Source organism: Microcoleus sp. BR0-C5, assembly GCF_036705045.1.
Lineage (GTDB): Bacteria > Cyanobacteriota > Cyanobacteriia > Cyanobacteriales > Microcoleaceae > Microcoleus.
The window spans coordinates 25,991-51,791 of the sequence record NZ_JAUBTR010000017.1 but is presented as its reverse complement, the minus strand read 5'-3'; the positions used below and the strand labels follow the sequence as shown (position 1 = coordinate 51,791).

The following is a 25,801-nucleotide window of genomic DNA, read 5'->3' as shown; positions in this document are numbered from 1 at the left end:
ATCGAGTTTGGGACTTTTATGATTAATGTAAATTGTGTAGCCTGTCTTTGATTTTTGTGCGAGTCAACAATGCAGACTCACAGCGTTCCCAGTACATTTTAGCCACGCGATCGCCCGGATTCTGACGCCAACACTCTTCAAAAAGCCGCGCCGCTTCAAATAACTTCCCTCCCAAGTAAAGTGCCCTAGCTTCTGCAAACAATTCCAGCGTAGCTAACTTGGCCTGTTTAATTTCTGGTGGATCTGCATCAAACACCTCATAAATCGTCACAGCTTCAGATTTTCCCTTGACTTTTACCGTATCGAGGGTGCGGATTGCATACTGGGATGGATTTTTTAGGCGCGAGTAAGTTGGCTGGGTAATTAATAGCGCCACCCCATAATTTTTTGTCAAACTTTCCACGCGAGAAGCTAAATTCACCGCATCGCTGATGACTGTCCCGTCCATGCGATTTGGCCCTCCCACAGTTCCCAGCATCAAAGAACCCGTATTAATCCCAATCCCAATCTGAATCGGCGCACAGCCAGCGTTAGCGCAGTATTCATTGTATTCAGCGAGACGGTGCAGCATAGCAATTCCCGCTTTCACCGCATTATCCGCCTCGCCGCTAAACAGCGCCATAATCGCATCCCCAATATATTTATCAATAAACCCGTGATTTTGATTAATGACGGGTTCCATGCGAGAAAGATAAGAATTGATAAATTTGAAATTATCCTCCGGCGTCATAGTTTCCGAAAGCGTGGTGAAGTCGCGAATGTCGGAAAACAACACCGACATTTCTAACTGCACTTGGTCGCCCAATTCCACATCAATGATGCTTGATTTCCCTAAAAACTGGAGGAATTGATGGGGAATAAATCGCTCGTAAGCTTTGTTGAGTTGAGCCAGCCTGCTTTCATTTTTGCGTACTTCTGTATAAAGCTTAGAATTTTGAATCGAGATAGCCGCTTGTCCAGATAACACTTTTAATAGTTCCACTCTTTCAGGGGTAAAAGCTCCCGCTGTCCGATTATTTTCTAAGTAAACAATACTAATGATTTGAGATTGGTTAATCAGCGGCACACATAAAATTGATTTTGGCTGATGCTTTCGGATGTGGGCATCGTTGGTAAATTGTCTCGATCTGGCAGCATCATCTAGTACCACACTTTCTTGAGTGCGGCTCACATAATTGACAATTGCTGACGAAAGGTCTTGACAGGTTTCAACGGGAATTGATTGCAACACGGTGACGAGTTCGTCATCGATTGTTCCTTCAGCTTCAATGAACAGTTGTCCCTGGCTTAACAAAATCAGATAGCCTCGTTGCGCCCCGGCATTTTCCATCAAAATTTTCATCAAGCTAGACAGTAGCTTATCTAGCATAATTTCTCCAGAAATCGCCTGAGAAGCCTTCATGACTGCGGTGATATCTAGGTGATTCCCCGAACCAGTCGTTGTCATTGCTACGGTAGTTTGAGTGTTTTTCCTGCCCGTTTGAGTTACTGCGAATAAGTGGGGATATCGGGTTTCTAAATCCGTTACCTTAGCAGTAGCTCCCCATTCAACATAACAATAATATGCCTCAAAGATGTAGGCTTGAGCAACTTTTGTTTTGCCCCATTCCCCGTAGAATTTGGCTGCTAGTTCGTTTGCCAGGGCTTCGTCATTAACATATGTGTTTTCTTTGGCTCCTTCAATGGCGCGATCGTACATTTCAATCGCCTCGGCTTTATTGCCCAACACCCGTTGCCGTTCTGCTTCCACTAAATACCATTTATGCAGATAATTCATGGGAGCATTTTGTGCCCACTGTTGCAGCGTGCTTTGATGGGTTTCCACTAAGGCAATAATTTCAGTTTGCTCAATGGCTGGTTGTGCGGGAAAAAGTGCCAGGTGCGTCAAGGCGGCATAAAAATGAAAAATTGGAACAAAAGCCGATCCAGATACTCCCATCAAATACTGTTTGACTTGGGAAATGTGGTCTAGGGCAGCCGTATAATTCCCATAGCAGTAAGCAAGCAGCAGTTTGAAGATGCAGGCACAGGCGATCGCCGTGAATTCATTATCCTGATAGTGCTTGGGAATCATCACCGTTTCATCGTAGGCAGAGCCTATTAACAAATCCGGCCGAATATGGGTTTCCCTTAAATTTTGCACCGTCTGCTGAATCATATCCAAATAAACCCGAGCAGAATATTGTTTCAACTGTGCCATGACAGCCCTATAACTTGCTATTTCTGGTTCCCAAGAGTCTAGTTCTACACCAGCGAATAAATGAGTATAAAAACAAATATATATGTTATATCCAGCGTCTACAAAGTCGCCTGTTTCCATACCAAACCTATAGCCTTCTTTCAGCGTCGGTATCGTTGCCAAGAGAGATTCTTGGCGATGCTGAATCCAACCACCAAACAAAAGTAGAACTGTGGACTTGAATTCTGGTACATTCAACCTATCTAGCAATGAAAGTGCCAATAGCCCAAAGCCATAGCCCGTTTCCACCTCTTGTAAAAAGGCACATAACACCATCCCGTGCATCGCATAACCCACCGTCGATGCGGGCGCATTCCCAAAGGAGAGCGATAAACTCACCATCGTGGAGCTCAGCAGGGGCAGCAAACCGGGCATTCCCTGGAAAATGGGTGGAAACAACATACCAGACAGTTGCATAGCTGCCTGAGTCTGTGGATTTGTCATCACAGGTAGATCAACCAATTCCTCAATCTTTCTGCCGCCGAGGAGAGCCGCAAGGGCTTGTAGCGCTTTGCCAATCTTGGCTTCATCAGGTTCGGCAGGGAGTTCAATCCCCAATTGTAAGAGTGCCTCTCTTGCTACTGCGATCGTTTCTAACACCTTGCTCTGGGCTGTCTGAGCGGCAATTTGAATTTCGTAAATTTTAACTCGATCTAAAATTGTTTGGGCTTCTTGCAAAACCAGTGCGGCCATCTGTTCCATACCATCAAAGTCACCATTCAAATAGGCAATTTCAGCAGCAGCAACATAAAGATTTAGCGCCAATTCATATTGAGTTTGCCAGCATTGAGGTGTCAGTAGCTCAATTCCCGTTTGTAGATAGATATTTGCCGCAGCGTAGGCGGTAGAATTTCTAGCCTTACGTCCAGCTTCTAAGTTTAGGTGGGCTAAGGCTGAGCGTTCACTTAATTGATGGATTAACTCAATTCCTTGATTTAAATGCCCTACAATATCAAATATTTTTTCTTCGGTTTCTATCTCGGAAGAACTTTGTAGCAGTAACTGTCCTATTTTCAGATGAGTGGCTTGTTTTTGCTCGTCGGGAATCAATGAATAAGCCGCTTGCTGGACGCGATCGTGGAGGAACTTATAAGTTGGATTAGCAACAGACTGATTCGAGGATTGAGCATCGGCTTGAATGAAGTTATAGCCTTCGGAAATCAATAAAATGAGTCCTTCTTGCAAGGCTTTCCAAAGCGCTGATTCCGTTTGTTCTGGTAATTCTTCGCTGACTATTGCCAATGTCTCTAAATCAAACTGCGCCCCAATGCACGCGGCAAGTTTGAGAACATCCTGAGTTTCGGCAGGCAACTTCTGCAATTGCACCGCCATAAACTCCACCACATCCGAGGCGTCGGCAAATTTAACTTGATTAATATCGCACTGCCACCCCCCTTGTACCCCCCTCTGTCCCCCCTTGGTAAGGGGGGATGAAAGGGGGGTGGGGGATTGAGGAGGGTTAAAAATAATTTGACCATCTTCATGCAACGCCTTGAGGAATTGAGTCGAGAAAAAGGGATTACCTTGGGTTTTTTGATAAACCAATTCTGTCAACGGTTGAGCTAAAGATAAATCGCAAATCAGCGTATCTGCTACCAACTGATTGAGATCTGCTAAACTCAACGGTTGCAAGGTAATCGTATTCACCACGGCCCCAGACTTCACAATCTCATCCACTGTTAACATAAACGGATGAGCTGGTGATACCTCATTATCCCGATAAGCACCCAATACTAACAGATGGCCCGTATCTTCCATCAACAGTTGTAATAACTTCAAAGATGCTGAATCTGCCCACTGCAAATCGTCCAGAAACATCACTAAGGGATGTTCTGCTTGCGTAAATACTTGCACAAATTTCTGCATCAGCAGATTGAAGCGATTTTGGGCGGCACTCCCCGACAATTCTAGTGCAGGACTTTGAGCACCAATGATGTGTTCTAATTCAGGAATTACGTCAATCAAGACTTGCCCGCTCTCGCCTACTGCAGTGAGAATCAGGGTTTTCCATCTGTGTAATTGAGCGTCACTTTCTGACAAGAATTGTCCCATCAATTCCCGAAATGCTTGCACAAATGCACTAAAGGGAATATTGCGTTGAAATTGGTCGTATTTGCCTTTGATAAAATAGCCACGCTGTCGGGCGATCGGCTTATGTACTTCGTTCACTACTGCGGTTTTACCAATCCCAGAAAAGCCAGCTACTAGCATCATTTCGGCACTAGCATTACGAACTCTTTCAAAGGCTTTTAATAAATTATCAACTTCAGTTTCTCTGCCGTATAACTTTTCAGGAATCAGGAAATGGTCTGTAAGATCCAGCGTTCCCAAGTCAAATTCTTCTATGCTATCGGTTTCTTGTAATTGAACCAGACACATTTCTAAGTCCTGCTTAAGACCCAATGCAGTTTGATAGCGATTTTCCGCATTTTTTGCCATCAGCTTGCTGACAATTTGCGAGATAATTAGGGGAATTTGTGGATCGATTTCGTGCGGGGAAACTGGTTGTCTGGCAATGTGGCAGTGAACTAGCTCTAAAGCGTCTTCTGTCTCAAAAGGCAGTTTTCCTGTCAGCAATTCGTAGAAGGTGACGCCGAGGGAGTAAAAGTCAGTGCGGTAATCGATAGAGCGATTCATCCTACCAGTTTGTTCGGGTGAAATATAGGCTAAGGTTCCTTCTAAAATGTTGGGGTTTTTCAGGGTTGGCATTTCTCTCGTTAGCTGAGTGGAAATGCCAAAGTCGATAATTTTGAGCTGTCCGGTCGCTGGATTGAATACTATATTAGAAGGGTTAATATCCTTGTGTATAATATTGGCGCTATGAATTTGCCCTAAAGTTTCAGTGGCAGCGATCGCCAGGATCAGAAACTCCTTGAGGCTAAACTGTCGCTGCTGCATCCATATTTTCAAGGATTCCCCGCCAAAGTCCTCCACAAAAATCACGAGGCTGTTTTGGTATTTTTGCAAGTCATAAACTTGCACGACTCCCGCCTCTTTCAGCTCTCGGGTGATGCGGTATTCGGTGCGGTAGCGTAGCAATTCTTGAGGTGTGGGGTAGCTTTCTTTGAGCAGTTTGAGGATGAGCGGTTGGTTATCCGCTTCCCGAATCGCCCGGTACACCAGAGAGTTGGCACTTTCGTAAAGCAACTTCTGGACGGCAATGCCTGGAATGGAGAGCATATTTATTTTTTTGGTAAAAATTAACGCGAAGTCAAAACACACCGGGTTCGTTGTGTCGAGAATAGCGCTTTAGAAAGGAACAAATTATGTTTTTATAACACACTCTTAGTTTTTCGGCAGCGAAGTGGCTTTCAGGTGGTCTGGCATAGTAAGGGTAAGGAGTTATCATGCGACGTACCTAAGCCTTGTTAATTCTCAACTCCATAAATTGTCACCGTTTCTGTTATCCAAACATCGTTAAAAATTGTCCCACCCCCAGCGCTAAGCAAAATTTTGAATGTAGAGATTGTCACAGGCAGTTTGTTTAAAACCCCAGACATCAAAGGATTTCAGAAGAAACACAAAAATTGAGAGATCAGCTTTTATTAGAAAAAATATCTTGAGTTGCGATTGTCAAAGTCACGAGGGTGTCCCCCCGCTGGTTCCAATACTATGTTTTTTTCAACAATTAGCATCAGTCGCCCGGAAATTTCAAGTAAAGTCAAGAAACAAAGGCAAGCTAACGATCCAAGGTGATGAAATGTAGTCGTTTGTAGGCAATAAGGCTAACAAGCAGTGGAAAGAGCTGCCAATTGATGCCTTAACCAAAGAAATTATATGGTTTTATAGCAATCCTTGCAGGAGTCGTAAATTTTTTACCCCACCCCAACCCTCCCCTTACTAAGGGGAGGGAGTAAGAAATTCACAAATGATGCGAGGATTGCTATATAGGAAGTCGAGTTGAAATTGGTGCTAAAGGTTTTTGGGATTCCCTCCCAGCATTTTACAGACAATGTGCCGTCTATTATACAGATTTTTTGGTCGCATATAAAAAAGTTTTGCCTCGCCAGCGACATAAATCTGTCGGGAAAGATACGGGCAAAACTTCTGATATCGAAAGATGCAAGAACTCCCTGATGTACAAGATATCTCGCTATTGTTGTAAGAAAGAGTCTTTCCTAATCTAAAAAGCTCTCCAATCCTGTGGGAGCTTGGTGGTATTTTATTCATGATTACAACGCTTCTTTATCCCTAAAAGGATTAAGAATTTTTCGTTGCTATGCAGAACTACCAGACTTTGTTCTCATGATTTTGGAGAGTGATTTATCTACTTCCGCTTACCCTTCCCGGCTACAAACTCCCGCAGCCGGAGTAAACTAGCCGTTTGCCCCAAATTCAGCGGCAGCAGCGACACTCCCTCCAACCGAGACTGCACCCAACCGTCGCCCCAATACCACTCGTGAAATCCGTCAATTCCCTGACTCAACAACAGCCGCAGACAATTGTGCTCAACAATATCAACGTGATGCTGAACTGCCACGGGGCCTAGCCAACTTGTAAAGGTCAAACCTTGAGCAAATTCTTCCGGCAAACCGCTAGACAACTGCTGCGGCCACAGCCACTGCTGCAATTGACTCGGACGCAACAAGCTATCTCTAATCGCTGTTTCGGAAGCTTCAAGCTCAATCCGCAGGTTGCTTTGTTGAAAATTACCGAGCATAAGAATTTTAGATATAACTGCAAGTAACTTTAATGTAACTTATTGGACTGGTTCTAACCTCTTATGGGCGGGCAAGATGCCCACCCCACAACCAGAAAATTCATTCTTTGTGGAACAGGCTAGGCAAGCCTGTTCATGTCCGGGCGGGCTAGAAGCCCAACCCCTACTCCCACAAGCAGAAAATTTATCTGTTGTGGAACAGGCTAGGCAAGCCTGTTCATGTCCGGGCGGGCTAGAAGCCCAACCCCTACTCCCCACAAGCAGAAAATTCATTCTTTGTGGAACAGGCCGGAAAGCCTGTTCTTAGAAAATAGGGCAAAATGTTCGATCGCACATCACCGTCCATCCACCTTCATCTACACTGAAAGATTTAAGATATTCGATCGCACCTACTGCCGGAAACCCGATTTTCGTATCGAACTGTTAAGCTCTGTTTCATTTCATTGAAATCTCCCCTGCTTCACCCCACCGCATCCAAACTCCGTGATACCATCACACCTGAGTAATGCCTATAGAAAAAAACTGGAGAGAAAAGCTTTGACACTAAGGGTTGCAGTAGTAGGTTCAGGCCCTGCGGGTTCTTCCGCCGCCGAAACATTGGTAAAAGCAGGCATCGAAACATACCTATTCGAGCGTAAATTAGACAACGCCAAACCCTGCGGTGGGGCGATTCCCCTGTGCATGGTCAGCGAATTTGACTTGCCACAAAGTATTATTGACCGCCAAGTCAGAAAAATGAAAATGATCTCCCCCTCCAACGTCGAGGTGGACATCAATATTGAAAACGCCCACGAATACATCGGTATGTGCCGCCGCGAAGTTCTCGATGGCTTCATGCGCGATCGCGCCGCTTCCTTGGGTGCAAAACTGATTAACGGCACCGTTCACACATTAGAGATTCCCGCCAACAATACTGACCCCTATACACTCCACTATGCCGACCACTCCAACGGTACCGCTGTGGGAACTCAGAAAACTCTGAAAGTGGATTTGGTGATTGGGGCCGACGGCGCTAACTCCCGCGTAGCAAAGGCGATCGACGCTGGCGACTACAATTATGCGATCGCCTTCCAAGAACGCATCCGCCTGCCAGAAGATAAAATGGCTTACTACCAAGACTTAGCCGAAATGTACGTCGGCGACGATGTTTCTACCGATTTCTACGCTTGGGTATTCCCCAAATACGACCACGTAGCCGTCGGTACCGGCACGATGAAAGTCAATCAAGCCAGCATCAAAAAGCTGCAAGCAGGCGTCCGCGCCCGCGCTGCCAAAAAACTGATGGGCGGTGAGATTATTAAAGTGGAAGCTCACCCCATCCCGGAACATCCGCGTCCCCGCCGGGTTGTCGGTCGAGTTGCTCTCGTAGGTGACGCTGCAGGTTACGTTACCAAGTCTTCTGGCGAAGGTATCTATTTTGCCGCCAAGTCTGGCCGGATGTGCGCCGAAACTATTGTTGAGATTTCCAATAAAGGCGCGCGGATTCCGACTGAAGAGGAAATCAAGCTTTACTTGAAGCGGTGGGATAAAGCCTACGGCATTACTTACAAAGTTCTCGACATTTTGCAGCGCGTGTTTTACCGTTCCGACGCTACTCGCGAAGCTTTTGTGGAAATGTGTGCCGATCGCGACGTGCAGAAACTCACATTCGATAGCTACTTGTATAAAACCGTGGTACCGGCTAATCCCTTCATTCAGATGAAGATTACCGCCAAAACCATTGGTAGCTTGTTGCGTGGCAATGCTTTAGCGCCTTAATTCCCTGGGAATAAACGCACTTTGTATAAAAAAAGCGAGCAGTTTTGTGACTGCTCGCTTTTTTTTGATCTAAGATAATGAACTGTCAAAATTCACAGGCGAGACGCCTGTGCCACGTGTGCTAAGGAAGAGGGAGAAGAAGAATTGTTAGTTCAAGTTCAACTGCACTAAGGTATCGGGGGCGAGGAAGTGGGAAATGTGATAAGCTCGCTCTTCTGTTTTTAGCAGGATTTTTTCGTAGAGGTAGCGCGTAGCTCGATCGCCCAAACTTTCTGCTTGTCCTGCTTGACGCCGCAGCAAACCTATAATGGCTTGTTCCGCAGTCAAATCGTGTTCTAGCATTTGGCGGCAGGAATATACGCCGTCGGCTTCCGGCTCGAAACAGCACAGCTCGGCTAACTTACTAAAACCCGCTGCTGGTATGCCGCCCAATCCGTTCAACCGTTCGCCCAACTCGTGGACGCTATCTTGAGCTTCTCCGTAGCTTTCTTGAAAGAATTGGTGCAAGGAGTAGAATTCTGCCCCTTCCACCACAAAATGATGTTTTTGATATTGCAGGTATAGAGCCTGAAAACTGGCCAGCAGCGCGTTCATCCCTTCACAAATCGGTGCTGTGACTGAATGTTCCAGTAGAACTGGGTTTTCGGCTATGTGGCCAAATGGTCTCAATGCACTCTGAGTCTGGGCCATGTGTGTTCTCCTCTCAATAGGCAGTTTTGTTGCCAATAGAGTTAGTCTAGCACTCTAGATTTACCCGTCAAGCAGAGTCTGCCTCAATAGTGGAATATTTTGTAGAGTAGGAAATTTTTTTTCTAAACCTATTGAGAATTATTAGCAGTTGGGTTATGCTGGAACAAGATCCTCGTTCTGAACGCTTCCTGAAAGTGGGGCGAACCTTCTGAAGGCAGAAGGCAGAGGGCAAAAGGCAGAATTTTTCAGGAAGGGCTTTTGATCATCTTTGATGTTCTGCTGAAATCTGGCTTTTAACTTCTACCCGCTACCAGTCAGGGTAAAAATTAATGCAAATTATTACTGTTGTTAAAAAATGAATCCAGCAGATCCAGAATTAGAAGTCTGTGACATTGTGCAAGTTAGTTGGCTAGATAGGTGGCAAGTTTACAAACGCTTGCAAGAACTAGAAATTCCCTGCTGGTGTGCGGTTGACCAACCTTTGCGGGCAAAAGTCAACACTGTCAAACAAGCGGCTCAGTTAATGAGCGTGTTGAGGCAAGTCAGTGCCCCTCGATACGAACTGGTGCAGTGGCTCGAAGGCTGCTGGCAAATCGGCTAAAGGTAGAAGGAAGTTCGGCAACGAGCAGTGTAGAAGATGTAACGGATGTAACGGATTTAAAGGAGTCATAAAAATGTATAAATCTGGCAAGCAAGTTTCCGAATTCAGTTTAGAGGGAGAAATCCTCGGCCTGATTATTGAAGATGGCTGCAAACTTAAATATTTGCGAATTAGCAACGATCGCGGAGTAGAATATCTTGTTAAACTTTGCAAGGAATTGCGGTCATTTCTGTCGCCTGTTTTGACACCGGGGTTGAGAGTTCAAGTTGTAGGTGAGAAAGAACTCAATTTGAAAAACGGTAAAATAAAACTTAAAGCTCGCAGCCTCAAGCTGGCTCAAGGTCAAAATGATCGATCGCACGAACACCTCGACTCCACCAATGGGCCTGTTGCGGTATTGACATCGGACGATCGCGCGATCGGCAAAACCCAAGTCACCTCTGGCGCAGCCGCTCAAACTGTAAAAGCTCCAGCAAAAACCCAAACCAAAATATTAGTATGTCAAAAATCAGACTGCCTGAAGCGGGGCGCTGGAGGAGTCTGTAAAGCTTTAGAAAATGCTTTGAATTCGCGCGGTTTAGAAGACAAAGTGACAGTACAGGGAACCGGATGTCTCAAACAGTGCAAAGCAGGCCCAAATGTTGTGATGCCGGACAGAACTCGCTACAGCCGCATTGCACCGGCAGAAGTTCCAGCAATCATTGACAAACATTTTGCAGTTGTTAAAGCTTAGGCGATTGCCGAGATACCGAAACAGTGCGTTAGACATCGGGAAAAATTATTTTGATAGGACTCTGGGCGAAAAACTCACATCTGTAGGGTGCTCACAGGCGCATCTTACGCTTTAATTTGAGTTCGGTTTGTAGCTTGATCGCGCCACTCGATTCAGAGGTTATTGTCCCAAAAAACCGGAAAAATGCCAAAAACTATCACTGAGGGGCTTCCTTCTGTAGAATCTCTAAGGATAGACTGTATCTGAGACCCTGTGAGTATTGGGATAAAAAGCCATGTCAGAAGCTGATCTTCGAGCCCATCAGCACCAACCGCACCCTGCTGTTCCATCCGATACCGAACCATTTCAGTCAGATTTTGCTGCTACTGGGGGTTTTGAGCCGATCGCCCCCGATGCGACAGACACTCCCGCAACGGTGCCCCAACAGCCAGAAGAAGACTGGCAAACAGTAGATTTTCCCAACGCCATCAGCGTAGATGCAATTCCCACAAAACCGGAAACAAAAAATTCGCAATCTCCGACACAGCCGACTGAGGCGGGCTCGCCCCCGATGTCAGAGAATCTAAAAAATATGCTTGGGAATGCCGAACAAGCTAAGGGCAAAGGATCAACCCCAGTCACCCTCATGCAAGCGCTGCACGAATGCAACCGCGACCTTTTACAGCGCATCGCCCAGCTAGAAACAGCTCTGGAAGAGTCCCAAAAAACCTTGCAGAATCGCGAAGCTTTGCTAGAACAGCGGACTGCAGACCTCGAAAATACTCAAGAACAATTGACGCGGCTGTTTGGGAAAGTGGAAGTTTCCCATCAAACCCTCCAAAGTCAAGAAATTTTAGTCGAAAAATTAAGAAGTCAGTTGGCAACCAGCCAAGTCAGGCTAGCGACTGTTGAGCGAGAATGTGCGTCTACTGTGCAGCGCTACAACGAACAGTTACACCAGTTAGTAGCCACAGAAAATATTTGCAGGGAATTACGAGCCCGCTTGCACCGCCAGCAGCGCCACACTCTGCAATTCAAAGCTGCCTTGGAAAGAAGTTTGGACAGGCCGCAGGTAAAGTCGCCGAAGATCGAGCCGCCTGACAATAATCTGGACACCGCCAGCGCACAATTAGAATCTTTGCTCGCGGCGGTCAAAAGCTCTCAGATGCCGGTGCCCCCAGCCTTCAACGCTTCCCCTGTCCAACCTTGGTCGGAATCAGAAGAGCTTCCAGAGGTAGCCGCTGCTGCCGAGGCGATCGAGCCTGAAGCCCCAGCCAATCTGGAACTCCACAAATTAGCCGAAGTACCCGGCATTCAATTGCACAAGAGCGAAACCTACCAACCTGATGAGCCGGCAACTGACTTGGCAGAACCGGTTGCGGAACCTGAACTGCCGATGGCTGAGTCTGAACCCGAAACTGCTACCAATGTGGACGCCCAAGAATTGGCTAGGGCTTTTCAAATTTTGAACTCTGTTGAAACCTTTGGCATTCAAGAAGTGCGATCGAGTGTGGCAAAACCTACAGCAGTTGCCCAACCAGACTGGCTGAGCTTGATTGCCAGTCCGCTGCGGGCTTCTAAAAAACGTCGATCGCTAGCTGAAATTGAATTGCCAAGTTTTCGATAGCGAACTGAAGTTGCTAGTTTTGAGTTTTAACTCAAAACTCAACACTCTTTTCTCCCCTTTCCCATGCCATAGGTGAGAGCATAGCTGGTAGCCAACAGCCACAGCCAAACAGCCGGATATCGGGGTTCCAACCAAGGTTGTACCCTGCGAGCGAAGCTGGGAAGCCATCCGAACAGCAAACTGGCCAAAGCCAGCAGAGTAAAATTCAAGTAACTTCCCAGCCAGCGCCAAATATCCCTCAAGGTGACAAAATCTAAAATCCACAATAGGAGAGAAGGGTTTTTCCCGGCGGCTTCGATCGCCAGTCGATTGAAAGTTAGCCAGTCGGTTCTGTCTTTAATAAAAGTTTCGGCTACGGTGAGTTTTTGTGCTGCCAAAATACCGAAAAAGGTATTGAGAATTGAATTAATTCTTTGAGGTGGCAAACTACTCCCGTTAGGAACCATCATGCCTTTAGAAAATAGCCAAGTTACTGATACATTGCTCTGGTAGGCGCGAATTTGGTTTAAGTGATTTGCCGTCAACAAATTGTGCTTTAAAGCAGTATCCAAAAGGTCTGTTAACCGGAAAAGATTGCGGACAAGAGAGCCGAAGCCGGTGAAAACGAGGGGAGATTGCAGGGATGCTGCGTCGCCGATCGAGACTAGGCGATCGATCGCCACGGAGCGATCTCCGCTGTTGCTGCTAAAATGCCCCGGAATATAACCAAAGGTCGGTTTTTTCCACACCAATTTATCGACATCGCAGCGGCGGTATTCCGGCAAAATTGCGAAAAAATCCTCGTACATTTCCAGCAAAGAACCGGGATTCTCTGGATGTACTTGGTGGTAGTGAAATAGATAAACTGTCAGTTCTGTGCCGGCGCCAGGAAACAACTCCCAGATGAGCTGCCGCCCGCGGGAAATGTCCCCGTGAGTGTAGAGCACATCCCCGTACTCGGAATCCCATACTCCCGGCTCAAATCCTGCGTCGATGACGGCTCCCACTGTCGGACAAACGCTGTCAAAAGTCCGCCCTTCGTTCAATTGCCAAGCGATGGGAGAAGCCGAACCCATTGCATCCACCAGCAGCCGTCCTAATGCAGTGCGATCGGCTTTTGTCGGCAAGTGGCGGCCTTGAAATACTACTTTTTCTGCTTCAACATCGGCTCTGAGAAACTCAGTTTCGTCCCATATTTCTCCACCAGCTTCTGTTAGCTTAACTCCTGCTAAATTCAGCAATTTCTCCCCGTCCAAAGCTACATTGAGTACCTTTGGTGTGTGCAGAACTGGCGCTTTAGCAACGGGCGGATTGTTAGCATCAAAAAACTTGTTGTAGCCATCTTTGTATTCTCTGGCAATCAAAGTTTCTATTTCTGCAGCAGTAAATAAACCCAAATCAATTAAGCTTTGAATTTCCTCGCGCGAAATATTCCACTCGCGATTCATCCGCCCGAAAGGCATTCGCTCAACTAGCAGCACCCGGTAGCCCAATCTCGCCATGACTGCGGCGTGAATCACTCCCAAGGCCCCGCCAATATAAATTAAGTCATAAAAAGTATCGCCAGAATCAGACACCGAAATCGTGTCTTCTGCCTTTTTCCCTGTTTCCTCTTCCTTCAAAAACACTACTTGTTTTGGCTTTTGGGGATTGCGGGTGCCTTCCCGCCAGCGCTGCTCCCACCAGTAGACGCGCTGGAGGTCATATTCACCTTTGGGCATTTTTTGGAAGTATTTGACGGTGAGGGGGTAATAGGGGGCAAGAGCCTCAAAAATTGACTGTTTGGAGAGGTCTATGACAGGGGGTTCCCGGTAGCGATCGGGAAACTTGTTTCTCACAGCAAGATTCAGAGCTTCCAGGAACTTTCTTTCTCCAGCAGGCGCCTCTTCTACACGAAAGACTTTTAAATAAGTTGTGCGTTGCAGTGACCAAACAAAGGTGGAGAGTTCTGTCGATCGCCAATTTTGGTTTCCTGAATTGGTGTCAGCCAAGGCGGGTTTTGGATTGGCATTTTGAGTTCCAGACTTGAGAACCTCGGCTGTTGTGGCTGGTGAAAGCAGGCGAAAGCCGTCAGCAGTAATAATTTTTTCTCCGATTCCGGGATCGAATTCGTGCTGCAACCAAGTGCAGACGGCTGCTGTATCCGGTGTCGGGACTTCTAGATAAAGAATTTCTTGCATGATTAGGCTCTCAATTCTGAATAAATTAATAAAGATGGGGGAGTTGACAAGGGAGCAAAGTAGGCTATACTCCCGAATACTTATTGAGTTTTAAATAAGTTTACAATGTTCTCAGATTTTTAGGTTTTCGATCGCTCTTGCTCTTGGTGGGGGCGCAGTGGCTGAATATCTACTCCTTTCGGTATGCACTTCTATGAATTATCCCATTCCTACGAATCCTCAAGAAATGATTGCTTTGCGACAGCAGCCGCTTAATGAAGAATTGGTGGCGTCGGCGATTGCGGGTGTGATTCAAATAGCTCGATCGCGCTCTCAGTCTTTGGATGAATTAAAGGCTGAGGTACTCGCGGACGACAATCTGCTCGATTTTGCTCAGAGGCTATGGCTGAGCGACATTGTGGCTCAAGCTTGGAACAATTTACCTTAGACTCGACTGCTGCTAAAAGATCTACTTCATTAGAGGTGAACTTAAAATGGTACAAACAAGATTAAAATCCTTAACTTTAGAAGAGTTTCTCCAACTACCCGAAACCAAACCTGCCAGCGAATACATTGACAATCAAATTATTCAGAAGCCAATGCCACAAGGGAAACACAGTGCGACTCAATGTGAACTAATTATTTTCATTAACGCTATATTAAAACCCAAAAAAGTTGCACGAGCATTTCCCGAACTCCGGTGTACGTTTGGTGGAAGGTCAACAGTGCCTGATGTTTCAGTATTTGTCTGGAACAGAATTCCCGCCGATGATAACGGCGAAATTGCTAATGTCTTTCCCATAGCTCCTGATTGGACAATTGAGATTTTGTCACCTGACCAAAGTCAAACTAAAGTTACTAAAAATATTCTGCACTGCTTAAATCATCAAACTCAAATGGGCTGGCTGATCGATCCCGACGAACAATGCGTTTTTGTTTATGTTCCCCAGCAACAGACAGCAGTATTTGATGAACCAGAAATGGTGCTACCTGTGCCGTCCTTCGCTAACGAACTGCGGTTGAGTGTCGGAGAATTATTTGGCTGGCTGCTGAAATAATCTTCGGAAGGAAGAAGGAAGAGGGAAGAAGGAAGAGGGAAGAGGGAAGAGGGAAGAGGGAAGAGGGAAGAAGGAAGAGGGAAGAGGGAAGAGAGTGATTTTGACACGGCTACACGGATTAAATACTGCCAACAGTCAACAGTCAACAGTCAACAGTCAACAGTCAACTAACTAACGCAACTCAACTTCTCGCTTGACTTCTGCTAAAACTCGATCGCCCCGCGTCAACCGGTATTCTGCCCGCCAAACTCCCGGAATCAGAGGAGAGTTTGTACTGTTTCTTTTGCCGACATAACCCAACCAAGTACGGCTGGGGGCTTTAATTTCATTGGTCTGATCGGCGATGGTTGTGCCGTTGGGTGCAAATAATTTGTATTGTTCGCGATCGCCCTTGAGCACTCCGTAACTTTGCACCCAAAACAACAAAGCTGGACTGTTTGCAGGGAGTTGAGTCTCGGAAAATTGTCCTTCCCAGACAGCGTTGATATCGGGCGGCTTATTGGCAAAACCGGCCCGAATTAAACCTGTGGAAATATAGTCTAGAGGCTTGTCCCAAATAGGATTGCGGGCGATGTTGCAGCCTACCTTCGCGTCGGGCCCGACAAAGGGATCTACTGGTTTGCCTTGATAGCGAAAAGTTACGTGTACGTGGGGGAAAGAGGCCATCCCAGAGTTTCCCACCATGCCCAAAACTGTGCCTTTTTGTACCTGCGTACCCGGTTTGACGGCAACGCTGCCTTTGCGGAAGTGGCAGTATTGGGCTTCCCAACCACCGCCGTGGTCGATTACCATGCCGTTGCCGCATTCTGTGCCTGCGATGTTGGCTTTGTCTGTATCGTTTTGTAAACGCCGATCGACAACACCATCTCGTGCTCGCAAAACCTTGCCTGCTGCGGAGGCAATAACTGGAACTCCTTTTGCCATTGCTTTGGCGTCGGGAATGGCAAAGTCTGTGCCGTCGTGCCCGTCGTAGGTTTGGCGCCCGCAGCCAAAATCGACGGCGGTGGGGCCGGGTTCTCGATCGAAATACAGCAATACAAAACAGTCTTTTCCTAGGGTACAGTCGATCGGCTGACCGAATTGCGGGTTGTTCGGCTTTTGGGCGACTGCGGTCGAAACGAGACGCTGGGCGATCGTGTGGGCTTCGGCGATCGGGGCACTTACTCCGCTGTTATTAGCACAGCTAGACAGACTTGTCAACCCCAAGGTCAACAAAATTGCAGAAATGTATTTTTTTGATAGTATAGTCATTCGCCCGTTGGATGTAAAAGCTGAGGTGGGTAGTGAAAAATCAATTAATCATTCAGAATAGAGGAGATCAAAAATCTTGACGATGGGTAAGGCGTTTTCGTTTCCTATATTTGTTGTATTATTTTGAGTTGGATATTTTAAAATTTTAATTAGTTCAAGAATGGGTTCTAAAATTCGATCGCTCATTTCGATAATTCGGCTAGCCGGTCTTGCTGTTGCTGCTTTGGCGATGTGGGGATTTGCCACTATTGCCGAAGACGTGTTGGAAAAAGAAAGTTACACTTTCGATACCTCTATTTTACTAGCTCTGAGGGAATTGCACACTCCGCTGCGCGATCAAATAATGCTGGGCTTTACCTTTTTGGGCGAGCCGAAGTTGCTGCTAGTGATTTGTCTGAGCTTGGGTATTGTTTTGCTAGCGCGCAATCACCGCTCGGAAGCTGCAACAATTGCGCTCGCGGGTGGGGGAGCGATCGGTTTAAATTTACTGTTAAAAAAACTTTTTGCCCGCGATCGACCTCAACTTTGGGAGCGCGTTGTTAATGTAACATTTTACAGTTTTCCTAGCGGCCACGCAATGATTTCAATGGTTATTTACGGTTTACTAGGATATTTTTTGGGTGCACGCTTTCCCAAGCAGCGCTGGTCAATTTACAGCTTGACAGTTGTATTAATTTCTGCTATTGGTTTGAGCCGACTTTACCTAGGAGTTCACTGGCCTACCGATGTTATTGCTGGTTATACGGCTGGTTTGGTGTGGCTGATTACCTGTATTATCACTTTGGAAATATGGAAGGAATTGCGTTCTTTTACTACGGCTTCTAAAGAGGAGTTTTTGTCACCTGAAAATTCTCAAGAATAATTTTTAATTTTCTACTCAAGACTGACTATTTGCTTTTGAGTAAAACACATGGCAATTCCTTTTTCATAATAAGCAGCCTCGTTAATAAAAATTGGATATACGGTTGATTTACCTTCAGACAATACTGACTCACCATCAAAGGTCAAAAACATCGGATCACCGGGATTCAGGGCTTGATAATCTCTGGATTGCAGGTGAGGATGAATCATTGCCTGAATTTCTCTGTTCTCATTTCTGGGATAGTCGATCGCCCCAATGGTGTGATAAATAGTCAGGGGATTTTTTGCAGCAGGCATTGTGCCTTGATTGTAGGCTTCTACGCAGTCTAATATCGTGCCGACAACTTGCTCAGTTTGCTGAAATAAAGAGGCATCCAAGACGCCTTGCGGCACTGCACCAACTTCCAGCGTACCACCTAATTCGGAAAGCGAGCGCAGCAAAGGACTATCATGATTCTTGGTTGCCGAAGCGAGTACCTTGAGGTGGGGATACACAGAGGTTAAATAAGCTGCTAGTTGCAGGTTAAATGGATGATGGCTGGCAAGAATAAATGTTAGCCCCATGTTGGATGTGGTGCTGTGCAAATCGATAATTAAGTTGGGCAGATGAGTGCTTTTTGCGCTCAAAAGGCGGTAGATTTCTTTCGCCCGTAGCGCTTCATAGCTGGACAGATGGGGATTTTCTAAATCTTGTTTTCTAAAGCAGCGGTTGAGGTCGATATCGATGTAGCGTGTCCCGATTTCGCAAGCTTTGGGATTGGCTAGCAGGGCGATTGTTTCAAAAGTCGATCGCCCAATTAACTCTGGCGCGCGATCGAATTTCTTCACGAGGTAAATTCCTGTGAGTTCGTTTCCGTGGGTTCCTCCCACTATGGCAACACGTTTAATTTGGTTCATAGACAAATAACTTCCTATCCCAAGCGTACCACCCTTTGTCATCTGTTGGTAAAACAAACCTGAGAAACCCGGTTTTTTTGTGTATTTATCGTTCCCCAACTAAAAGCTTGTAGAAACCGGGTTTCTCGCCCCATGCGTGAATCTCAGAAACCGGGTTTCTCTCGATATTTCTCGTCACCCAACCAAAAAATTCATAGAAACCCGGTTTCTCGCCTCGATCCAAAAATTTCGGTCACAATAAAATGAAGACTACTCAGAGACAAAGGGCATGACGAGAGCGCACTTATTGCAGTTAATCTACAAAGCCACTGATGAAGGCCAGACAGAATTTGATTTGGCGGGGTTGGGTTGGAGGAATTGCCACCGTTATTTCGGAGATCGTGTTAGCATCGAGTAAATAATGCAGCGTCATTCAAAGATGACCTCGCGTCCTGCAAAAGTTCGATCGCGAACTTCTCCCCAACTTTCATCAGGATTTAAACCCAGTTTGTGCAGTTGATATTTTTCACGAAATGCACGCTAGAGATTCTCCAAAGCTAAGTTCGAGATTCTGTGGCTGTTTGCGGCGTTGAATGTATTCGCGCAAGGCGATTTCAACTAGAGTCTCGAACTCAATTTCTCCCTCAAGTTCGAGATCCTCTTGCAGCAGTGCCGTATCCATATTCAGGCTTGCCACCATTGGCTTTCCTCTTTTAACGGTTATTTTATTATAGTTGTGATGCCTCGCTCAGAAACCGGGTTTTTGCCCAGAAGACGCATGACAGTGTAGAAACCAAAAAAAACCCGGTTTCTTTGATTGTGACGCGCGAACAACTCCCCACCCAGCGAAAAATCCTGTCACAATAAAATCAAGACTACCGAGAGACCAAGTGGGTATCGAACTCAAGCTACCGTCAGGACACTAAATCATTTAAAATTAAAGTTGGGGCGATGATCGCTCCAATCATTCCACAAACCTCGGTGTTGCCATGCGTAAAATTGTACTATTCATTGCATCTAGTCTGGACGGTTATATCGCCCGATCGAATGGCGATATTGACTGGCTCTTTACAGACCAAAATTACGGCTATACTAAATTCTTAGATAGCATCGATACGGTTCTCCTGGGTCGGAAAACTTACGAACAAGTTCTAACTTTTGGCGAGTACCCGTACCAGGAAAAAAAGAGTTATGTTTTTACGAATAATCTAGATTTTCAAGCTACTTCGGATGTCGAAGTGGTAACATATTTAGAGAATTTTGTCAAGGAGTTGCGCTTGCTTGAGGGCAAGAATATTTGGTTGGTGGGAGGTTCTCTGCTGATTCGCGATTTCCTCAATCAAAATTTTGTTGACGAAGTGATTCTCTCGGTGCACCCGATTATTTTGGGCGAGGGAATTCCTTTATTTACTAATCCCATAAATACTACAGCTTTGCAGTTAACTGGATGTCAGACATACAGTTCTGGTATGGTTCAGCTATCTTATGATGTCGCGACTTGAGGGCTATCGCAGCAGCTTAGGCGCTCTCGCTCTGGCTGCTATAAGATAGATATAGAAGCTGTATGAGGGAGAAATGGCTGCTAGAGATTTATTTCATGATGCTGTAAAAAAAGCGCTTCAGAAGGAGGAGTGGGAAATCACCGCAGATCCGCTGATCGTCAAAATTCAGGGTGTTAAGTTTGAGATTGATTTAGCGGCAGAGAAGATTTTGGCAGCAGAGAAATTAGGGCAAAAAATTGCTGTTGAAATTAAAAGCTTTCTCAACAACTCTGCAATTACTGACTTTCATCTCGCCTTGGGTCAATTTTTGAATTATCGGCTTGCCTTACAAATCAAAGAACCGGACAGAACACTGTATCTAGCAGTACCATTTGATACTTTTGACTCGTTTTTTCAAGAGCCATTTATCCAAGAAGCGGTCAATGTGTATCAACTTAAACTCGTCGTTTACCATCCTCAAAAGGAGGTAATTGTGGAATGGAAAGAGTAGAGCATTACCGCCAGTGTATCCGCAAATTGCTAACTCAACAAGCAACGATAGAAAAGCCTAATTCCGACGTTGAATGCCAGCTTGTTTTTGATGGGGAACATGACCACTATCAGTTACTCGATGTTGGCTGGGAGGGACTAAAGCGGATATACAACTGTTTCATTCATTTGGATATTAAGGATAGCAAAATTTGGATTCAGCGCAATATGACAGAGGTGGATATTGCACGGGAATTTGTAGAGATGGGGGTGTCTGAGGAGGATATTGTGTTGGGGTTGCATCCACCTTACAAGCGTCCGCATACTGGGTTCGGGGTAGCGTAAAGGAAAATGCGATCGCCGATGATGAAATGTGTTTGCTACTTGTTGCTATTAATATCTTTTTTCTGGAATTCCCTTCCTGCTGAGGCCTCTGTATGCCGCAATTATCAAGGAAGCGAGATTTGCATTGTCGATATCAAACGCAGTGCAAAAAATTATTGGGAATACAGGGTAATTCTGAGTGTTGATGGAGTGAAACAGCCTCTGGAAGTCTACAATTGCCGCGATCGCACTACAGTTAAGAAATATGGAACTGTTTTGGCGTTTGGACAAAACAACCCTGGTGAAATCGTCTGCCGTTTTTTTAATCAGAAATAGTTTTGGTAATCGATTTTAGAACCTCTATCTGTATAGTGTGCACTGGGCACCGGTTGAGTTTGTATGGTGTGCACTGCGTACAGTTTGACTACAAGTTATGGTAGGGTGCGTCAATCGATTTTAGATTTTAGATTTTAGATTTTAGAGGCGACCCCACGGATCAATGCTCTTTCTTGAGGATTTTCGATTTTCGATTTGGGATTGATTCCACGGATAAATCCGGGGGCTTGATACCATCAAGAAATTCGTGGTCAGGGGCGAATGTTTTAATCGCCTACTCAAGAATTTTTACCCTGACGCACCCTACAGTTAGTTAGCTACTAATACTGTTCAGTACACACCTTAGTGTTAGCCGTTCATAGCTTTGATTAAAATTCCGATGATTTTCTGAATATCTCGGATAAAATACTCGGTTAAATCTATCGAAACCACCTTATTTTCCAGTTTTAGAAATTGCCAAACTGTACCAGTTGTGACAGCGCCGTAAATGATCGAGATTTCATTACCTTCTTGTTGGTTAAACAATTGTGCTGCTACCATTTCAGCGATACACTGACCTAATCCTGCTTTCAAGTTCTCATTTTTTGCCTCTACAATTGCCAATATGGGAGTGGAAATAAACAACTGTTCCTGAGAATTGCTCATTAAAAAATCGCAAAATCCATTGAGTCCTTTACTTGGATCGACATTAAACTCGATCCCAGAAAATAAACTTATATGATAATTTAATTTGCGCCTAATTTCTAGAAGAATTGGGGCTATAATCATTTCTGATCGCGCTTTTTCGGTATTAATTGAAACCGCGAGATCGATATTTTCTTTGAGAAGAGTTGTTAATAATTCGCTGGGTTCTATTTCGGGAACATCAGCGAATAGGTGGGAAGACTCAGTAATTGTCAATTCAAATATTTTACTTACATTACTTAATTTGAAATCGCTGTAAGCCATTGCTTTTATAATTCCGTAGTTACCGGAAACGATGTTGCAAAAAAAATCTTTTGAGAGAGTGCAGATTGGCTGTTCTGTGCTGACTACGCACCCTACATTTAGATGTAAGGTGCGTAGTACACACCAGAGTTAAAATTTGCCGTCAACTGCTGACACGCAGCGTTCGCAAATTAGCGGATGTTCGATCGACTCTCCGACGTGAGTCGAGTAATTCCAGCAACGATCGCACTTTTGGCCGTCTGCTTTGACTACACCAATCGCCAACTCTGGAGACTGATAACTGTACGGCAATTCTTGCAGGATTGCATTCGATTCTACCAGTTCCACTTCCGAAGTAATGAACAAATACCGCAATTCGTCTACACCGTTGCCGGTCATTGTAGAATCGTGCCCTGCAGCTAGGTCAGCAGGAATTTCTGGTTTGGGTTCGACTGCAACTAATTCTGCTTGCGGGATTTGGGGTGTTTCTACAAACACTTTTTCGGCTGGGGCTGTTTGTGCGATCGCCTCTGTTTCTACAAGCACAAGCGCTGTATCTAATGCCGGTGCGAGGACGATCGCCTTTGTTTCTGCAAGTACAAGCGCTGTACTCCGGCCCACCACATCTGCTGTCAGGAAATCAATTTGTAGTGCAATTTCTTGACGGTTGGCGGCAAACAGCAAGTGACGGAAAGCAAACCAGATGGTAAATAAGATGCCGATGACTTCAAAGAGGCCTCCCAACATCGGAATCTGATTCATCGTATCCAAAACCGCCAGCGTTACTCGGCCCGTTATCAACACAGAGGCTAACAGCCCAAGTGTTACCAGCGCTTGTTGGTATTCTGTGAAAAACTTTCCCGCGTATTCAGGCAAATTAGCCACAAACTCGGCGGCTTGATCGAAGATTGGCTGCGAATCTGAGGCCGACAGTTCAGGGACAGAATACTCTACTATCTGAGAAGGTCGATCGCTCTTTTGTGCGATCGTTTTCTGCTCAACATAAATTGTATTTTCTGTCAAGACTTTGGCAACTTTTGCCGCTTGTTCTTCCTGTTTATCTTGTGCTGCTTTTGCTTTCTCCTCTGCAGCTAACTCTATGACTGAATTTTGCGATCGCACATAATCCACCAATTCTTCGCTGCTGGGATTGAAAGCTTGCAATTGCTGTCTTTTCTCAACATCGGGAACGTACAATAAAACCTTAGCTTCCAAAGAAGAACCGATCGCCTTTTCAATCCGGGCTTTTTCCAAAACCTTGTTAACTTCGCCGCGCACTTGTCGCAAATACTGCCAGCGAGTAGCCAATTCTGGATTGTGCCATGAAGCATCAATTTGCACCCAGCCGGCTTCAAACACGGACTTGTACGGAGTCGGATAGGGAAGGTACTGCCAAATATCCTCAGCCATGTGACACAAAACAGGTGCGATCGCCCGTGCTAAATTCTCCACAGCAATGGCAATCACCGTCTGACAACTGCGACGGCGAAGGGTATCTGTCGCGCTGATGTAAAGTCTGTCTTTGGCAATATCCAAGTAAAAATTCGACAAATCCACCGTGCAGAAATTCTGCACAGTTTGGAAAAATCGGGAAAATTGGAAGCTTTCAAAAGCATCTTGGACATCCGCAAATACTTCGCCCATTCTGTGCAGCATATAGCGGTCGAGTTCCGGCAATTCCTCGTAAGCAACGGCATCTTTTGCCGGATCGAAATCGTGCAAATTACCCAGCAAAAACTTAGCTGTATTGCGAATTTTGCGGTAAACATCCGACTGCTGTTTGAGAATGTTTTTGCCCAAAGGCACGTCTGCCGAGTAGTCTACCGAAGACACCCACAACCGCAAAACATCGGCTCCATATTCATTAATTACGACTGCCGGATCGACGACATTCTTTTCAGATTTGCTCATCTTGCGGCCTTTTTCATCGAGCACAAAACCGTGAGTCAAAACTGTTTTGTATGGAGCAACGCCGTTAGTTGCTACACTGGTAAGCAAGCTGGATTGAAACCAGCCGCGATGTTGGTCAGAACCTTCCAAATAGATATCAGCAGGATAGTTTAATTCCGATCGACCTTGGGCAACTGCGGCCCAGGAAGAACCCGAGTCAAACCACACATCCATCGTGTCGGTTCCCTTGCGGTAAGTGCGGCCGTTATTGCGGTAAGATTCCGGCAGCAATTCATCGATCGACAATTCCCACCAAGCATCGGAACCCTTCTCGGCAAAGATGGCTTGCACATGGGCGATCGTTTCTTCATTCAGCAGCGGTTCGTTGGTTTCTTCGTCGTAGAATACCGGAATGGGAACACCCCAAATCCGCTGGCGGGAGATGCACCAATCCGATCGATCGCCCACCATTGCAGTAATCCGATTTTCCCCTTGGGCGGGAATCCAATTCACACCCGCGATCGCTTTTAAAGCTTCATCTCTAAACCCTTCAACCGAGGCAAACCACTGTTCCGTCGCCCGAAAAATGGTCGGCTTTTTCGTGCGCCAATCGTAAGGATAAGAGTGAGCGTAACTTTCCTCTTTAATCAAACAATTGGCTTCGGCAAGGGCGTCAATCACTGCCCCGTTGCCGTCTCCGAGGACATTTAAACCTGCAAACTGTCCGGCTTCTGCGGTAAAATTTCCGTTTTCATCTACGGGCGTTAACACTGGTAAACCGCAGCGTTTTCCGACGATAAAGTCTTCTTGTCCGTGCCCCGGTGCGGTGTGCACCAATCCGGTTCCTGAATCGGCGGTAATGTAGTCGCCGCCGGCAACAATTGGACTTTCGCGATCGAACAGCGGGTGTTTGTAGCTGCAACCTTCTAGTTCTTTGCCTTTGAACGTAGCAAGTATTTTTAATTCTGTATTAAAAGTTGCCGACAGCCGATCGACCGCATCGACAGCTACTAACATAAATTGTTGTGCGATGTGGGAATTTGCCGGCGGTTCCACCACAGCATAAGTCAGTTCGGGATTGACGGCGATCGCCAAGTTGGCTGGAATCGTCCAGGGGGTAGTCGTCCAAATCGCCGCCCAGAGGCTCGGCATATAGCGCTTGAGCTTCGACTGCAAAGATTTTGACAATTTTCTCACATGAAAGCCGACGTAGATGCTGCGCGACGTGTGGCCTTCGGGATATTCCAATTCGGCTTCGGCGAGGGCTGTTTTCGAGCTCGGACTCCAGTGAACCGGTTTGAAGCCGCGGTAGATGTAGCCTTTGAGCACCATTTGACCGAAAACGCCGATTTGGGCGGCTTCGTATTCGGGTTTTAGGGTTAAATACGGGTGTTCCCAGTCGCCCCAAACGCCGTAGCGCTGGAAGGATTCGCGCTGCTGTTCCATTGTTTGCTGGGCGAAGGCGGAGGCTTTGCGGCGGAGTTCGATCGGCGTAAGATTTAGCCGCTCCTCCGATTTCATATTCTGCAATACTTTAAGTTCGATCGGCAATCCGTGACAATCCCAACCGGGAACGTAGCGGACTTTTTTGCCGCGCAGCATTTGGTAGCGGTTGATAAAGTCTTTAAGGATTTTGTTGAGGGCGTGGCCGATGTGGAGTTGTCCGTTGGCGTAGGGTGGCCCGTCGTGCAGGATGAACAAGTCGCCTGGGTTATTTTCCGAAAGGCGATCGTAGATTTCTTGATCTGCCCAAAATTGTTGCAATTCTGGTTCCCGTTTGACAGCGTTAGCGCGCATATCAAACTTGGTTTTGGGCAGGTTTACCGTGTCTTTGTAAGATTTAGCTTCCATTTTTGACAAACTTTTTATGTAGTTAGTTGTTA

Annotated in this window: 21 protein-coding genes; 12 read left to right on the top strand and 9 right to left on the bottom strand. The window is 46.0% G+C overall.

Annotated features, from left to right (window positions below; all coding sequences use genetic code 11):
* Positions 1 to 22: 22 nt before the first annotated feature.
* Entirely contained in the window at positions 23 to 5,419 is a 5,397-nt protein-coding gene (locus tag QUB08_RS10885) for an AAA family ATPase (RefSeq protein WP_333224748.1), read from the bottom strand.
* 185 nt (positions 5,420 to 5,604) lie between these two features.
* Between QUB08_RS10885 and QUB08_RS32140 the strand changes: the two genes are divergently transcribed.
* A complete protein-coding gene (locus QUB08_RS32140; protein ID WP_445300908.1) occupies positions 5,605 to 5,727 on the top strand; it encodes a transposase-like zinc-binding domain-containing protein in 123 nt (40 codons plus the stop codon).
* 779 nt (positions 5,728 to 6,506) lie between these two features.
* Here the strand turns inward: QUB08_RS32140 and QUB08_RS10880 are convergent.
* A complete protein-coding gene (locus tag QUB08_RS10880) occupies positions 6,507 to 6,899 on the bottom strand; it encodes a hypothetical protein (protein ID WP_333057711.1) in 393 nt (130 codons plus the stop codon).
* A 537-nt stretch (positions 6,900 to 7,436) separates the two neighbouring features.
* Between QUB08_RS10880 and chlP the strand changes: the two genes are divergently transcribed.
* Positions 7,437 to 8,657: a geranylgeranyl reductase gene (gene chlP / locus QUB08_RS10875; protein WP_333050110.1), complete on the top strand. Its 1,221-nt coding sequence runs from the start codon at positions 7,437 to 7,439 to the stop codon at positions 8,655 to 8,657.
* Positions 8,658 to 8,804: 147 nt separating this feature from the next.
* Here the strand turns inward: chlP and QUB08_RS10870 are convergent, their stop codons facing one another.
* A complete protein-coding gene (locus QUB08_RS10870) occupies positions 8,805 to 9,347 on the bottom strand; it encodes a Dps family protein (RefSeq protein WP_333224747.1) in 543 nt (180 codons plus the stop codon).
* Between the two features lie 355 nt (positions 9,348 to 9,702).
* Between QUB08_RS10870 and QUB08_RS10865 the strand changes: the two genes are divergently transcribed.
* The 3 genes from QUB08_RS10865 to QUB08_RS10855 all read left to right on the top strand — a co-directional run bounded on the left by QUB08_RS10865 (position 9,703) and on the right by QUB08_RS10855 (position 12,287).
* Entirely contained in the window at positions 9,703 to 9,948 is a 246-nt protein-coding gene (locus tag QUB08_RS10865; RefSeq protein WP_333224746.1) for an Asr1405/Asl0597 family protein, read from the top strand.
* Positions 9,949 to 10,021: 73 nt separating this feature from the next.
* On the top strand, positions 10,022 to 10,681 hold the full coding sequence (locus QUB08_RS10860) for a (2Fe-2S) ferredoxin domain-containing protein (RefSeq protein ID WP_333224745.1): 660 nt from the start codon (positions 10,022 to 10,024) through the stop codon (positions 10,679 to 10,681).
* A gap of 274 nt (positions 10,682 to 10,955) precedes the next feature.
* On the top strand, positions 10,956 to 12,287 hold the full coding sequence (locus tag QUB08_RS10855; RefSeq protein WP_333224744.1) for a hypothetical protein: 1,332 nt from the start codon (positions 10,956 to 10,958) through the stop codon (positions 12,285 to 12,287).
* Positions 12,288 to 12,325: 38 nt separating this feature from the next.
* Here the strand turns inward: QUB08_RS10855 and QUB08_RS10850 are convergent, their stop codons facing one another.
* Positions 12,326 to 14,446 carry a flavin-dependent dehydrogenase gene (locus QUB08_RS10850; protein ID WP_333224743.1) on the bottom strand — a complete coding sequence of 707 codons (2,121 nt, stop codon included), beginning with the start codon at positions 14,444 to 14,446 and terminating at the stop codon, positions 12,326 to 12,328.
* Between the two features lie 193 nt (positions 14,447 to 14,639).
* Between QUB08_RS10850 and QUB08_RS10845 the strand changes: the two genes are divergently transcribed.
* Both QUB08_RS10845 and QUB08_RS10840 read left to right on the top strand, forming a co-directional pair.
* Positions 14,640 to 14,873 carry a hypothetical protein gene (locus QUB08_RS10845; protein ID WP_190662685.1) on the top strand — a complete coding sequence of 78 codons (234 nt, stop codon included), beginning with the start codon at positions 14,640 to 14,642 and terminating at the stop codon, positions 14,871 to 14,873.
* Positions 14,874 to 14,919: 46 nt separating this feature from the next.
* A complete protein-coding gene (locus QUB08_RS10840) occupies positions 14,920 to 15,483 on the top strand; it encodes a Uma2 family endonuclease (RefSeq protein ID WP_333224742.1) in 564 nt (187 codons plus the stop codon).
* Between the two features lie 171 nt (positions 15,484 to 15,654).
* On the opposite strand, the gene QUB08_RS10835 is transcribed toward QUB08_RS10840, so the two are convergent.
* Positions 15,655 to 16,734, bottom strand: a complete 1,080-nt coding sequence (locus QUB08_RS10835; protein WP_333224741.1) for a M23 family metallopeptidase — start codon at positions 16,732 to 16,734, stop codon at positions 15,655 to 15,657.
* Between the two features lie 160 nt (positions 16,735 to 16,894).
* On the opposite strand from QUB08_RS10835, the gene QUB08_RS10830 reads away from it, so the two are divergent.
* Entirely contained in the window at positions 16,895 to 17,596 is a 702-nt protein-coding gene (locus tag QUB08_RS10830; protein ID WP_333224740.1) for a phosphatase PAP2 family protein, read from the top strand.
* Between the two features lie 11 nt (positions 17,597 to 17,607).
* On the opposite strand, the gene QUB08_RS10825 is transcribed toward QUB08_RS10830, so the two are convergent.
* Positions 17,608 to 18,492: an aspartoacylase gene (locus tag QUB08_RS10825; RefSeq protein WP_333156187.1), complete on the bottom strand. Its 885-nt coding sequence runs from the start codon at positions 18,490 to 18,492 to the stop codon at positions 17,608 to 17,610.
* Positions 18,493 to 18,997: 505 nt separating this feature from the next.
* Entirely contained in the window at positions 18,998 to 19,171 is a 174-nt protein-coding gene (locus QUB08_RS10820; protein WP_333224739.1) for a type II toxin-antitoxin system VapB family antitoxin, read from the bottom strand.
* A gap of 289 nt (positions 19,172 to 19,460) precedes the next feature.
* Here QUB08_RS10820 and QUB08_RS10815 point away from each other — a divergent pair, with 289 nt between their 5' ends.
* The 4 genes from QUB08_RS10815 (at position 19,461) to QUB08_RS10800 (ending at position 21,101) form a co-directional block, all read left to right on the top strand.
* On the top strand, positions 19,461 to 19,973 hold the full coding sequence (locus QUB08_RS10815; protein ID WP_333224738.1) for a dihydrofolate reductase family protein: 513 nt from the start codon (positions 19,461 to 19,463) through the stop codon (positions 19,971 to 19,973).
* 73 nt (positions 19,974 to 20,046) lie between these two features.
* Entirely contained in the window at positions 20,047 to 20,463 is a 417-nt protein-coding gene (locus tag QUB08_RS10810) for a XisH family protein (protein ID WP_333224737.1), read from the top strand.
* Positions 20,451 to 20,786 (top strand): XisI protein, encoded by a 336-nt coding sequence (locus QUB08_RS10805; RefSeq protein WP_333224736.1) that lies wholly within the window; start codon positions 20,451 to 20,453, stop codon positions 20,784 to 20,786. The genes QUB08_RS10810 and QUB08_RS10805 overlap by 13 nt, the downstream gene beginning before the upstream one ends.
* Before the next feature lie 18 nt (positions 20,787 to 20,804).
* Positions 20,805 to 21,101 (top strand): hypothetical protein, encoded by a 297-nt coding sequence (locus tag QUB08_RS10800; protein ID WP_333224735.1) that lies wholly within the window; start codon positions 20,805 to 20,807, stop codon positions 21,099 to 21,101.
* A gap of 348 nt (positions 21,102 to 21,449) precedes the next feature.
* Here the strand turns inward: QUB08_RS10800 and QUB08_RS10795 are convergent, their stop codons facing one another.
* Positions 21,450 to 22,049 (bottom strand): hypothetical protein, encoded by a 600-nt coding sequence (locus QUB08_RS10795; protein ID WP_333224734.1) that lies wholly within the window; start codon positions 22,047 to 22,049, stop codon positions 21,450 to 21,452.
* A 129-nt stretch (positions 22,050 to 22,178) separates the two neighbouring features.
* Positions 22,179 to 25,769, bottom strand: coding sequence for an isoleucine--tRNA ligase (ileS, locus tag QUB08_RS10790; protein ID WP_333224733.1), 3,591 nt, complete (start codon positions 25,767 to 25,769; stop codon positions 22,179 to 22,181).
* Between the last annotated feature and the right edge of the window lie 32 nt (positions 25,770 to 25,801).

Bases quoted from the DNA above. Each gene is read 5' to 3' on its own strand.
- QUB08_RS10830 (WP_333224740.1), top strand. From the start codon at position 16,895: ATGGGTTCTAAAATTCGATCGCTCATTTCGATAATTCGGCTAGCCGGT.
- QUB08_RS10805 (WP_333224736.1), top strand. From the start codon at position 20,451: ATGGAAAGAGTAGAGCATTACCGCCAGTGTATCCGCAAATTGCTAACT.
- ileS (WP_333224733.1), bottom strand. From the start codon at position 25,769: ATGGAAGCTAAATCTTACAAAGACACGGTAAACCTGCCCAAAACCAAG.
- QUB08_RS10850 (WP_333224743.1), bottom strand. From the start codon at position 14,446: ATGCAAGAAATTCTTTATCTAGAAGTCCCGACACCGGATACAGCAGCC.
- QUB08_RS10825 (WP_333156187.1), bottom strand. From the start codon at position 18,492: ATGAACCAAATTAAACGTGTTGCCATAGTGGGAGGAACCCACGGAAAC.
- QUB08_RS10810 (WP_333224737.1), top strand. From the start codon at position 20,047: ATGGCTGCTAGAGATTTATTTCATGATGCTGTAAAAAAAGCGCTTCAG.
- QUB08_RS10880 (WP_333057711.1), bottom strand. From the start codon at position 6,899: ATGCTCGGTAATTTTCAACAAAGCAACCTGCGGATTGAGCTTGAAGCT.
- QUB08_RS10795 (WP_333224734.1), bottom strand. From the start codon at position 22,049: ATGGCTTACAGCGATTTCAAATTAAGTAATGTAAGTAAAATATTTGAA.
- QUB08_RS10820 (WP_333224739.1), bottom strand. From the start codon at position 19,171: ATGGTGGCAAGCCTGAATATGGATACGGCACTGCTGCAAGAGGATCTC.
- QUB08_RS10860 (WP_333224745.1), top strand. From the start codon at position 10,022: ATGTATAAATCTGGCAAGCAAGTTTCCGAATTCAGTTTAGAGGGAGAA.
- QUB08_RS10865 (WP_333224746.1), top strand. From the start codon at position 9,703: ATGAATCCAGCAGATCCAGAATTAGAAGTCTGTGACATTGTGCAAGTT.
- QUB08_RS10845 (WP_190662685.1), top strand. From the start codon at position 14,640: ATGAATTATCCCATTCCTACGAATCCTCAAGAAATGATTGCTTTGCGA.
- QUB08_RS10885 (WP_333224748.1), bottom strand. From the start codon at position 5,419: ATGCTCTCCATTCCAGGCATTGCCGTCCAGAAGTTGCTTTACGAAAGT.
- QUB08_RS10800 (WP_333224735.1), top strand. From the start codon at position 20,805: ATGATGAAATGTGTTTGCTACTTGTTGCTATTAATATCTTTTTTCTGG.
- QUB08_RS10815 (WP_333224738.1), top strand. From the start codon at position 19,461: ATGCGTAAAATTGTACTATTCATTGCATCTAGTCTGGACGGTTATATC.
- QUB08_RS10835 (WP_333224741.1), bottom strand. From the start codon at position 16,734: ATGACTATACTATCAAAAAAATACATTTCTGCAATTTTGTTGACCTTG.
- QUB08_RS10840 (WP_333224742.1), top strand. From the start codon at position 14,920: ATGGTACAAACAAGATTAAAATCCTTAACTTTAGAAGAGTTTCTCCAA.
- QUB08_RS10855 (WP_333224744.1), top strand. From the start codon at position 10,956: ATGTCAGAAGCTGATCTTCGAGCCCATCAGCACCAACCGCACCCTGCT.
- QUB08_RS10870 (WP_333224747.1), bottom strand. From the start codon at position 9,347: ATGGCCCAGACTCAGAGTGCATTGAGACCATTTGGCCACATAGCCGAA.